8 protein-coding genes are annotated in these 11,212 nt (G+C 61.5%); 6 read left to right on the top strand and 2 right to left on the bottom strand.

All coding sequences use genetic code 11. From position 1 onward, the window contains the following. Nucleotides 1-104 precede the first annotated feature (104 nt). The 6 genes from J1G35_RS01175 (at nucleotide 105) to J1G35_RS01200 (ending at nucleotide 7,854) form a co-directional block, all read left to right on the top strand. Nucleotides 105-821, top strand: a complete 717-nt coding sequence (locus tag J1G35_RS01175) for an ABC transporter permease (protein ID WP_027604862.1) — start codon at nucleotides 105-107, stop codon at nucleotides 819-821. Between the two features lie 20 nt (nucleotides 822-841). Continuing rightward, nucleotides 842-1,735, top strand: coding sequence for a glycine betaine ABC transporter substrate-binding protein (locus J1G35_RS01180; protein ID WP_053131663.1), 894 nt, complete (start codon nucleotides 842-844; stop codon nucleotides 1,733-1,735). 12 nt (nucleotides 1,736-1,747) lie between these two features. Next, nucleotides 1,748-2,401, top strand: coding sequence for an ABC transporter permease (locus tag J1G35_RS01185; protein ID WP_027604864.1), 654 nt, complete (start codon nucleotides 1,748-1,750; stop codon nucleotides 2,399-2,401). Continuing rightward, nucleotides 2,398-3,555: an ABC transporter ATP-binding protein gene (locus tag J1G35_RS01190; RefSeq protein ID WP_053131666.1), complete on the top strand. Its 1,158-nt coding sequence runs from the start codon at nucleotides 2,398-2,400 to the stop codon at nucleotides 3,553-3,555. The genes J1G35_RS01185 and J1G35_RS01190 overlap by 4 nt, the downstream gene beginning before the upstream one ends. 460 nt (nucleotides 3,556-4,015) lie before the next feature. Next, nucleotides 4,016-5,179 carry a type III PLP-dependent enzyme gene (locus J1G35_RS01195; RefSeq protein ID WP_014716890.1) on the top strand — a complete coding sequence of 388 codons (1,164 nt, stop codon included), beginning with the start codon at nucleotides 4,016-4,018 and terminating at the stop codon, nucleotides 5,177-5,179. Nucleotides 5,180-5,328: 149 nt separating this feature from the next. After that, nucleotides 5,329-7,854 carry a sulfite reductase flavoprotein subunit alpha gene (locus tag J1G35_RS01200; RefSeq protein WP_053131669.1) on the top strand — a complete coding sequence of 842 codons (2,526 nt, stop codon included), beginning with the start codon at nucleotides 5,329-5,331 and terminating at the stop codon, nucleotides 7,852-7,854. A gap of 56 nt (nucleotides 7,855-7,910) precedes the next feature. Here the strand turns inward: J1G35_RS01200 and J1G35_RS01205 are convergent, their stop codons facing one another. Together J1G35_RS01205 and J1G35_RS01210 are read right to left on the bottom strand one after the other, a co-directional pair. Beyond that, complete coding sequence (locus J1G35_RS01205) at nucleotides 7,911-9,452, bottom strand: alkaline phosphatase D family protein (RefSeq protein WP_223012983.1); 1,542 nt, start codon at nucleotides 9,450-9,452, stop codon at nucleotides 7,911-7,913. A gap of 44 nt (nucleotides 9,453-9,496) precedes the next feature. Next, on the bottom strand, nucleotides 9,497-11,212 hold the full coding sequence (locus J1G35_RS01210; protein ID WP_223012984.1) for a PTS fructose-like transporter subunit IIB: 1,716 nt from the start codon (nucleotides 11,210-11,212) through the stop codon (nucleotides 9,497-9,499).

An 11,212-nucleotide genomic window follows, 5' to 3' on the forward strand; every position in this document is an offset into this window, starting at 1 on the left:
CCGGTATTGGCGAGCTGCTTTTCGCGAACTCATTCAGAGGCAGCCAGCAATGGCATTGCCGCCGGAGAATGTGTTCGCCGACAAAAGAAAAAAGGAGTCCGCCTGTGGCTATTCGCTATGGCAAAGGGCTGATAGGAGGAGTGGTTGTCGTCGCTCTCCTGGCCCTGCTGGTCCACTGGATCGGCATCAACACGATCGAACTGTACCGCGACGATTTGTTGTTTTACCTGCAAGCTCATTTGATCCTGGTTCTAGTCTCCATGCTGGCCGCCCTCGTTGTGGGCATCCCCGCCGGTATCCTGCTCAGCCGACCGAACATGGTCGGGCGCGCAGAACGCTTCATGCAGATCTTCAACATCGGCAACACCGTCCCACCCCTGGCCGTACTGGCCATCGCCCTCGGCGTCCTCGGCATCGGCAGCGGCCCGGCCATCTTCGCGCTGTTCCTCGCCTCCTTGTTGCCCATCGTGCGCAACACCTACGAAGGCCTCAAAAACGTTCAAGGCTCGTTGAAAGAAGCCGCCACCGGCATTGGCATGACCCCACGCCAGGTGCTGTTTCGCGTCGAATTGCCCAACGCCGTGCCGATCATCATCGGCGGCGTGCGCGTGGCCCTCGCGATCAATGTCGGTACCGCGCCACTGGCGTTCCTGATTGGTGCCAACAGCCTGGGCAGCCTGATTTTCCCCGGCATCGCCCTGAACAATCAGCCGCAACTGCTGCTTGGTGCCGCATGCACCGCACTGCTGGCATTGCTGCTCGACGGTCTGGTGACCATGGCCAGCCGCCTCTGGCTGGAACGCGGGTTGCGTCCGTCTTAAGGCTTGGCAAAGGAATTCACATGAAAAAACTGACCTTGATATTGAGCTGCGTCCTGCTGTTTGCAGGTTTTGCGCAAGCCGCTGAAAAACCCGTGATCCGCATCGGCGCCCGGGTGTTCACCGAACAAACCCTGCTGGCCGAAATCACTTCCCAGTACCTGCGCACCAAGGGTTACGACACCCGCGTGACCGGCGGCCTGGGCAGCAACCTGGCACGCAGTGCCCAGGAAAGCGGGCAACTGGACCTGATCTGGGAGTACACCGGCGTGTCGCTGGTGGCCTACAACCATGTGGACGAGAAGCTCGACAGCGAACAGTCCTACGCCCGGGTCAAAGAACTCGACGCGAAAAAAGGCCTGGTCTGGCTGTCGCCGTCGAAATTCAGCAACACCTACGCCCTGGCATTGCCGGAAAACGTGGCCAAGGAATTCCCGCAGATCAACACCATCAGCGACCTGACCCAAGCCCTGGCCGAGAAAACCAAAGGCACGCGCCTGGTGGCCCTGGACACCGAGTTCGCCAACCGTTCCGACGGCATGGGCGGCATGGTCAAGCTGTATGACATGAACCTCACGCGCAAAAACACTCGGCAGATGGACGCCGGCCTGGTCTACACCGCGCTGCGTAACGGCCAGGTGTTTGCCGGCCTGGTCTACACCACCGACGGTCGCCTGAACGCGTTCAAGTTGAAGCTGCTGGAAGACGACAAGCACTACTTCCCGGACTACACCGCAGCCCCCGTGGTACGTCAGGTTTACCTCGACGCACACCCGCAGCTGGCCGCAGACCTTGCCCCACTGGCCGCGCTGTTCGACGACAAGACCATGCGTGAGTTGAACGCACGGGTCGACGTCGACCATGAAAGCCCATCCGCTGTTGCCGCCGATTTCCTGCGCCAACATCCGATCAACTAAGAAGGAGAAGACATGGAATTCCTGAACGCCTTTTCCCATCTTGATTGGGCCCAGGTCCTGCACCTGACCTGGCAGCACATCACCCTGGTCGGTATCGCGGTGATCCTGGCGATTGTCGTCGGCGTGCCCCTCGGCGTGCTGATGACCCGCTTCCCGACACTCGCCGGCCCTTTGCAAGCCAGCGCCACGGTGCTGCTGACCGTACCGTCCATCGCGCTGTTCGGCCTGCTGCTGCCGTTCTACTCCAAGTTCGGCCAGGGCCTGGGGCCGATGCCGGCGATCACCGCCGTGTTCCTCTACTCCCTGCTGCCGATCATGCGTAACACCTACCTGGCCCTGACCGGCGTTGAACCGGGCATTCGCGAGGCCGCCAAAGGCATCGGCATGACCTTCGGCCAGCGCCTGCGCATGGTCGAACTGCCCATCGCCGTGCCGGTGATCCTCGCCGGTGTGCGTACCGCCGTGGTGATGAACATTGGCGTCATGACCATCGCCGCCACCATCGGCGCCGGTGGCCTGGGTGTACTTATTCTGGCTTCCATCAGCCGCAGCGACATGTCGATGCTGATCGTTGGCGCCGTGCTGGTCAGTCTCCTGGCCATCTTCGCCGACCTGCTTCTGCAATGGCTGCAACGCTCGCTGACTCCAAAAGGACTGCTCAAATGATCGAACTTCAAAACCTGACCAAGACTTTTCAAAGCAACGGCAAAACTGTTTCGGCCGTGAACGACGTAAGCCTGACCGTCAACGAAGGCGAGATTTGCGTATTCCTCGGCCCTTCGGGCTGCGGCAAGAGCACCACGCTGAAAATGATCAACCGCCTGATCAAGCCGACCTCGGGCAAGATCCTGATCAACGGCGAAGACACCACCGACCTCGACGAAGTGACCTTGCGTCGCAACATCGGCTACGTGATCCAGCAGATCGGCCTGTTCCCGAACATGACCATCGAGGAAAACATTGTGGTCGTGCCCAAGTTGCTGGGCTGGGACAAACAGAAATGCCACGACCGCGCCCGCGAGTTGATGAGCATGATCAAGCTGGAGCCCAAGCAGTACCTGCATCGCTACCCGCGTGAGCTGTCGGGCGGCCAGCAACAGCGCATCGGCGTGATCCGCGCACTGGCGGCCGACGCCCCGTTGCTGCTGATGGATGAGCCGTTCGGCGCGGTCGACCCGATCAACCGCGAGATGATCCAGAACGAGTTCTTCGAGATGCAACGCGCGCTGAACAAGACCGTGATCATGGTCAGCCACGACATCGACGAAGCCATCAAGCTGGGTGACAAGATCGCCATCTTCCGCGCCGGCAAGCTGCTGCAGATCGACCACCCGGATACGCTGCTGGCGCATCCGGCCGATGAGTTCGTCAGCAACTTCGTGGGCCAGGACAGCACCCTCAAGCGCCTGCTGCTGGTGAAGGCTGAAGACGCGGCCGACAACGCCCCGTCGGTGAGCCCGGAAACCCCGGTGGCCGAGGCCCTGGAGCTGATGGACGAAACCGACCGCCGCTATGTGGTGGTCACGTGCGCCGAGAACAAGGCGCTCGGCTATGTACGCCGTCGCGACCTGCACCGTCAGACCGGCACCTGTGGCCAGTATCTGCGCGAGTTCAACGCCACGGCGGCGTACGACGAGCATTTGCGCATCCTGTTGTCGCGTATGTACGAGTTCAACCGCTCGTGGTTGCCGGTGATGGATGCGGAGCGGGTATTCCTGGGTGAGGTGACCCAGGAATCGATCGCCGAGTACTTGAGTTCCGGTAAGTCCCGTGGAGGCAAGACCAGTATTGTCTCGCCTGCCGAGACCGCCCTGGCCTGATTTTATGTGGGAGGGGGCTTGCTCCCGATGGCGGTGGATCAGTGACAGATGAAGTGACTGATACACCGCTATCGGGAGCAAGCCCCCTCCCACATTTCCGCTTCGGTGAGTCAGGGAAATCGCCTCGATTACCACTCAGCGGGGAACATCATTCCGTCACACGTGTCGGTTACATAAGTAGCTGCACGCGGTCCCGCGACGAACGCGTGCAAAAACGCGACATTTTTAGTTGATCTATGGCCCCTCACGTCCTAAAGTTCGCGCCGAACGTCCATGCTGGAAACGATCCATCCGGCTCAAGTACTGACGACGAGACAGCAAGGCCAAGGGAAGCGGTTGTTCCCATGGCCTTTTTGCTTTCGGCGACATGCCTTGGGAAGTAGGCGAACCAAAGTGGGGATACGGAGGACGTTCATTTGCACCCATTGATCAATTTAGTTTGCCCTTAGGAGTTCCCAGCATGTCGATCAACGTCGAAGATTATTTCGCGCGCGCCACTTTTGACAAAATGAAGGCGTTCGCCGACAAGCAAGAAACCCCGTTCGTGGTGATCGACACCGCGATGATCAGCCAGGCCTACGATGACCTGCGCGCCGGTTTCGAATTCGCCAAGGTGTATTACGCGGTCAAGGCCAACCCTGCCGTCGAGATCATCGACTTGTTGAAAGACAAGGGTTCGAGCTTCGACATCGCCTCGATCTACGAGCTGGACAAGGTCATGGACCGCGGCGTCAGCGCCGACCGTATCAGCTACGGCAACACCATCAAGAAATCCAAGGACATCCGCTACTTCTACGAGAAGGGCGTGCGCCTGTTCTCCACCGACTCCGAAGCCGACCTGCGCAACATCGCCAAGGCCGCTCCGGGTTCGAAGGTGTATGTACGTATCCTCACCGAAGGCTCGACCACCGCCGACTGGCCTTTGTCGCGCAAATTCGGCTGCCAGACCGACATGGCCATGGACCTGCTGATCCTCGCTCGTGACCTGGGCCTGGTGCCGTACGGCATTTCGTTCCACGTTGGCTCGCAGCAACGCGACATCAGCGTGTGGGACGCGGCAATCGCCAAGGTCAAAGTGATCTTCGAACGCCTGAAGGAAGAAGACGGCATCCACCTCAAGCTGATCAACATGGGCGGTGGCTTCCCAGCCAACTACATCACCCGCACCAACAGCCTGGAAACCTACGCTGAAGAGATCATCCGCTTCCTCAAGGAAGACTTCGGCGATGACCTGCCGGAAATCATCCTCGAGCCAGGCCGCTCCTTGATCGCCAACGCCGGCATCCTGGTCAGTGAAGTGGTCCTGGTTGCACGTAAATCCCGTACCGCCGTCGAGCGTTGGGTGTACACGGATGTGGGCAAATTCTCCGGCCTGATCGAAACCATGGACGAAGCCATCAAGTTCCCGATCTGGACCGAGAAGAAAGGCGAGATGGAAGAAGTGGTGATCGCCGGCCCGACCTGCGACAGCGCCGACATCATGTACGAAAACTACAAGTACGGCCTGCCGCTGAACCTGGCGATTGGTGATCGTTTGTACTGGCTGTCGACCGGTGCGTACACCACCAGCTACAGCGCGGTTGAGTTCAATGGCTTTCCGCCGTTGAAGTCGTTCTACGTGTAACCGCAGCGCCACGCCTTAAGCTGCACGCTGCGAGAAAAAGCCCACGACCCGTCGTGGGCTTTTTTATGTGTAAAAAAGAATGTTTCTCGACAACTCACGGCATAATGCGCGCCTTGGCATTCATATCCAGATAGACGAGGCAGTCAGACGTGTTGAAGAAAACCCTGTTCCAGTTGCACTGGTTCTTCGGCATCACTGCCGGGCTGGTGCTGGCCTTGATGGGGATCACCGGGGCTGCGGTGTCGTTTCAGGATGAAATCCTGCGGGCGCTCAACCCAAGCGTATTGAGCGTGGAGAAACGCGAAGCCGGCGTGCTGCCGCCTGCCGAACTGGTGCGCAAGCTGGAAGCCACCGAAGGCAAGACCGTGTCCATGCTGTGGGTGGAAAGCGAAAGCGGCAACGCCGCCCGCGTGTTTTTCACCCCGCCACCGGGTGAGCGCCGTGGCCAGATGCGCTACTTCGACCCCTATACCGGCGACTACATGGGCGACGTGGTCGGCCAGGATGTATTCGGTTTTATCCTGCAATTGCACCGCTTCCTGGCCATGGGCGAAACCGGCCGGCAGATCACCGGCGCGTGCACGCTGATCCTGGTGTTCTTCTGCCTGTCCGGCCTGTACCTGCGTTGGCCGCGCCAGGTCGCAAGCTGGCGAGCCTGGCTGACACTGGACTGGCGCAAAAAGGGCCGCAGCTTCAACTGGGATTTGCATTCGGTGTTCGGCACCTGGTGCCTGCTGGCCTACCTGCTGGCGGCGCTGACCGGGCTGTCGTGGTCCTACGACTGGTACAGCCAGGGCCTGACCAAACTGCTGTCCGACGCGCCGCAAAATGAACGGATGCGTAAGCGCGGCCCACCACCCGAAGGCCCGGCACCCGTGGCCAACTACGACGCAATCTGGAGCAGCATCTACAGCAACGCCGGCCCAGGCTTGAGTGCGTATAACATCCGTATGCCAGCGGTGGCCGGGCAACCCGCCATCGTCTATTACCTGCTCAAAGACTCACCCCACGACCGCGCAGTGAACCAGATAAACCTGGACCCGGCCACCGGCGAGGTCAACTTCCATGACCAGTACGCCAGCAAAACCTTCAAGTCCCAGTTACTGACCAGCCTCTACGCGCTGCACACCGGCAGTTATTTCGGCCTGGCGGGGCGCATTATCCTCACCGTCAGCGCGCTGCTCATGCCGTTGTTCTTCATCACCGGTTGGCTGCTGTACCTGGACCGTCGCCGCAAAAAGCGCCAGGTGCGTGATGCACGTAAAGGCCTGCACACAAACCACAGCGATGCCCCGGCCTGGCTGATCGGCTTTGCCAGCCAAAGCGGATTTGCCGAACAACTGGCCTGGCAGACCGCCGGGCAATTGCAGGCGGCCGGCCTGCCAGTGAAGGTGCAGCCGTTGGGCAGCGTCAGCCAGGACGACTTGCGGCAGTCGGAAAATGCGTTGTTCGTCGTCAGCACCTTCGGCGACGGCGAAGCCCCCGACAGCGCCCGCGGTTTCGAGCGCAGCGTGCTCGGCCAGGATCTGTCGCTCAAAGGCCTGAACTACTCAGTACTGGCCCTGGGTGATCGCCAGTACCAACACTTCTGCGGCTTTGCCCGGCGCCTGCATTTCTGGCTGACCAATCAGGGCGGCAACCCCCTGTTCGCACCGGTCGAAGTGGACAGCGGCGACACTGTCGCCCTGCTGCACTGGCAACAACAACTTGGCCAATTGACGGGCCATGCACCAGCAGCAGCCTGGCCGACCGCCCAGTATGAAAACTGGACCCTGAGCCAGCGGGCCTTGCTTAACCCTGGCAGTACCGGTTCGGGCGTTTACCTGCTGGGCCTCACATCGCCATCGCCACAGCATTGGCTGGCCGGTGACCTGGTGGAAATCCTGCCGCGCAATGGTCCCAGGGCCATCGAGCACTTCCTCAAAGGCCTGGGCCTGGCCGGCACCGACGGCGTGCTGATCGACGGTTTGCCGCACACCCTCAATCAAGCCCTGGCGACCCGCCAACTGCCGGACAACCGCGCACACCTGGTAGGCCTGCATGCTCAAGCGCTGGTCAACGCGCTTGCTCCCCTGGGCATGCGCGAGTACTCCATCGCCTCGATTGCCAGCGACGGCGTACTGGAGCTGATCGTGCGCCAGGAACGCCACCCGGATGGCAGCCTGGGCCTGGGTTCAGGCTGGCTCACCGAACATGCCGCGATGGGCTCCTCGATCAGCCTGCGCCTGCGCCGTAACAGCGGTTTCCATCTGCCAGAGGCGCCGGTACCGTTGATCCTGCTGGGCAACGGCACCGGCCTGGCCGGCTTGCGCAGCTTGCTTAAGGCGCGGATTGCCGATGGTCAGCAGCGCAACTGGCTGCTGTTCGGCGAACGCACTATCGCCCACGACTACCTGTGCCAGGACGAGCTGCAAGGCTGGCTGGCCAGTGGCGACCTGGCACTGCTGGACCTGGCATTTTCCCGGGATCAGGAGGAGAAAATCTACGTGCAGGATCGCCTGCGCGAATCTGCTGATGTGCTGCGTAAATGGCTGGCGGACGGGGCGGCGATTTATGTGTGCGGGAGCTTGCAGGGGATGGCGGCAGGCGTGGACCAGGCGCTGGTCGACATCCTGGGAAGTGAGGCGGTGGAACGCTTGATCGAACAGGGCCGCTACCGTCGCGACGTCTATTGATGTGATCCAATGTGGGAAGGGGGTTGCCCCCTCCCACATTGGGATCGCATTTCAAGTCAGGTGGGTTGCAGCTTCTGTTCGAACACCGAGACCCCATCCAGGTCGCGCAAAATAACGGTCAACTCCGCTGTCTGCCCATCAATCTGCACTTCGCCAAAAAACTGAAACCCGGCAAACGGCGAGGTGTTCTGCGCCGGCGGGGCCTTCTCGAACACCACCTCAGGGCCAAAGGTTTTATCCAAGGGGTTCGGGCCGAAGCTGCCCGCATTCAGAGGCCCGGCGACAAACTCCCAGAACGGCTCGAAATCCTGGAACGCCGCCCGATCCGGATGGTAGTGATGGGCCGCGCAGTAATGCACATCCGCCGTCAGCCATACATGGTTGCGTACTTTTTGCGCGCGCAGAAAGCCCAGCAATTCGGCGATTTCCAGCTCGCGGCCTTGCGCCGGGCCTGGGTCGTTGTTGGCGATGGCTTCCCAGCGCGGCACGCCGGGGCTGACTTCGCCGTCGGGCACGCCGAGGCCGATGGGCATATCGGCGGCGATCACCTTCCACTGGGCCTGGGAGGCCTTGAGTTCGCGCTTGAGCCAGTCCAACTGCTCGCGGCCGAGGAAGGGTTTTGCGTCGCCCAGGTTGTCATCGTTGCCGCCGCGATAGCTGCGCATGTCGAGCACAAATACATCCAGCAGCGGGCCATAGCTGAGCTTGCGATAAATCCGCCCGCCGCCGTCTGCGCTCTGTCGGCGCATGGGTGAATATTCCAGCCAGGCCTGGCGTGCACGGCCGACCAAGGTGTTGATGTCCTTGGTCTGGTAGCGCTCGTCGAGCTGCTTGCTGGGTGACCAGTTATTCACCACTTCGTGATCGTCCCACTGCCAGATCTGCGGCACCTCGGCATTGAAGCGGCGCACATTTTCATCCAGCAGGTTATAGCGGTAGTTGCCACGGTATTCGTCGAGGGTTTCCGCGACTTTGCTCTTGGCTTCGCTGGTGATATTGCGCCAGATACGCCCGCCCTCGGTGGGCAATTGCGCGGGTACCGGGCCGTCGGCGTAGATGGTATCGCCGCTGTGGATAAAGAAGTCCGGCAACCGCAGGCGCATGGCTTCGTAGATACGCATGCCGCCAATGTCCGGGTTGATGCCGAAGCCCTGGCCGACGGTGTCGCCGCTCCACACAAACCGGATGTCGCGACGCTGTTGCGGCACGCTGCGCAGGTGGCCGAACCACGGCTCGCTGGCGACGCCGGTCTGGGCATCTTCAAAGTGCACGCGGTAGAAAATCGCCTGGTCGGCGGGCAGCCCGGTGAGTTCGACGCGGGCGGTAAAATCGGTGCGGCTGTCGGCCAGGGGCGAGACGAATTTGCGCGGGTTGCTGAAAACACTGCGGGTGTCCCACTCCACCACCATCTTCGCCGGACGGTCGCTGCGGCTCCAGATCATCGCGCGGTCGCCCAGCACGTCGCCGGACTGCACACCGTCAGTGAGTTGCGGCCGGTCCTTGACCGAAGCGATCACCGCCGGGGCCAGGCCCGGCAGCAACAGGCCGGCGCCGACGACTTGCATCACACGGCGACGGCCAAGATCGAAGTGGCTCATGCGGGTGCCCTCTTGAGTATCAAAAGGGCCACTAAAGCATGCGGTTATGACACCGGTGCGACAGCCAGTTCGACCGCTTCCGGACGTTTGATGAATGCATACACCAAACCGGTCAGCAGGCTACCGGCGACAATCGCCAGCAAGTACAGCAGCGCGTGGTTCATTGCATTCGGAATGATCAACACAAACAGGCCGCCATGGGGGGCGGCCAGTTTGCAGCCGAAGTACATCGACAGAGCACCGGTCAACGCGCCACCGGCGATGCTGGCCGGGATCACACGCAACGGGTCCTTGGCCGCAAACGGGATCGCGCCTTCGGAGATAAAGCACATGCCCAGGATCATCGCGGCCTTGCCGGCCTCGCGTTCAGTCTGGGCGAACTTGCGTCGCGCCAGGAACGTGGCGATGCCCATGCCGATCGGCGGCACCATGCCGGCGGCCATGGTCGCCGCCATCGGTGCGCCGCTCTGTGCCGCCAGCAAGCCGACGGAAAACGCATACGCCGCCTTGTTGATCGGCCCGCCCAGATCGACACACATCATGCCGCCCAACAAGATGCCCAGCAGCACCGCATTGGTGGTGCCCATGGTCGCGAGAAAATCGGTCAGGCCTGTGAGCATGCGCGCCACCGGCGGCCCCACCAGGTAGATCATCGCCAGGCCCGTGAACAGGCTTGCCAGCAACGGGATGATCAGGATCGGCTTGAGTGCTTCCAGGCTCTGCGGCAACTTCACCGCACGGGTGATCAGCTTGACGCAATAACCGGCGAGAAAACCGGCGAATATCCCGCCGATAAACCCTGCCCCCAACGTACCCGCCAACAGACCACCGATCATGCCGGGAGCAATGCCCGGACGGTCGGCAATCGAGTAAGCGATATAACCCGCCAGCAGCGGCACCATCAGCATAAAGGCACGGTCGCCGACGGTTTTCAGCGCAGCGGCCAGGGTGCCTTCCTGTTCAAACGCATGAATGCCGAACACGAACGACAAGGCGATCAGCAAACCGCCCGCCACCACCATCGGCAACATGAACGACACACCGGTCAGCAGGTGTTTGTAGACGCCGGTTTTTTCTTGTTTGGCCACGGTACCGCTGGCGGCACTTTCCACCGCGCCTTCGGCCAGGGCCTTGTTGAGGGTCGCCTCGGATTGCTTGAGCGCAATACCGGTGCCGCAACGGTAGATCTTTTTGCCGGCGAAACGCTCGGTGGCCACTTCAATATCGGCCGCCAGCAGCACTACGTCGGCATTCGCGATGGCCTCGGGGCTCAACGGCGTACGCGCACCGACCGAGCCTTGGGTCTCGACCTGCAAGTCATAGCCCAGGCGCTTGGCCGTCTGCTGCAAGGCTTCGGCGGCCATGAAGGTATGGGCCACGCCGGTCGGGCAGGCGGTAATCGCGACGATACGCGGGGCATGCTTCGAGGCAGCCGGGGCCCGGCTGGCGACGTACTCCTGGGCTTCTTCAGCGCCTCGGCGCAACACCGCTTCGACATCCGCCAGCGCCTGGGCCGGTGTGCTCTGGAACACACGCTTGCCGACAAACCGCTGCATATCCACCGGCGTACTGCTGACCAGCAACACCCATTCGGCGTCGTCGATCGTGGCCTTGGACAACTGGCGTTCCGGGTGCTGCACATCCACCACCTCGACACTGGTGCTCCAGCCCTGGCGCTGCGCGGCGGCGTCCAACAAGCGGGCGCACAGCACACTGGTGACCATGCCGTTCGGGCAGGCAGTAACAATGGCTAACTTCAT

The sequence above is a fragment of the Pseudomonas sp. SH10-3B genome (assembly GCF_019891415.1).
GTDB lineage: Bacteria > Pseudomonadota > Gammaproteobacteria > Pseudomonadales > Pseudomonadaceae > Aquipseudomonas.